Genomic DNA, 540 nt, shown 5'->3' on the forward strand with positions numbered 1-540 from the left:
GAACTCAAGCGTGAAAACGCTCGCCTCAAAGCAGCCCTCTTCCAGGCTGAGAGCAAGGCCTTGGTCAACAAAACACTACTCGAAGTGGTCTTGAATCGCTACCACATTGATCTAAAAAAAAGACCGATTTGTAGCCGTGAGACAGCTTGAACAGGCCAAAGTGAGAGATCAAAAGCTCTCCATAACCTACCTTTGTCAGCAGCTAGAAGTCAGCCGCAAAGGCTACTACAAGCACACCTTCACCGAGCAAGACGAAGATGTCAAAGTAGCCTCCGTCCTACACTATTGCCAGTATGTGCGCAGTTGGCTCCCCAGGGCAGGCGTAGACACCCTCCAGGAGTGTACCAACAAGTACTTCAAAGGAACCTTTCAAGTAGGTCGAGACTGGCTTTACAAAGTGTTAGGAGCCAACGACATGCTGCTGAGAAGTCGCAAGCGCAAGCGTCCACCCCAGACGACCAAAGGAGTAGTCAATCACGGCTTCCAAGACCACCTGAACACCACCCCTAAGTACATCGCCACCGACCATTGCCGGCTCAC

1 protein-coding gene is annotated in these 540 nt (G+C 51.5%); it reads left to right on the forward strand.

Translation table 11 applies throughout. The features are described 5' to 3' along the window. Nucleotides 1–136: 136 nt before the first annotated feature. Nucleotides 137–540 (forward strand): hypothetical protein (locus tag PORUE0001_RS00670; RefSeq protein WP_039865143.1); only part of this gene is annotated, 404 nt, incomplete at its 3' end.

Source organism: Porphyromonas uenonis 60-3 (assembly GCF_000174775.1).
GTDB lineage: Bacteria > Bacteroidota > Bacteroidia > Bacteroidales > Porphyromonadaceae > Porphyromonas > Porphyromonas uenonis_A.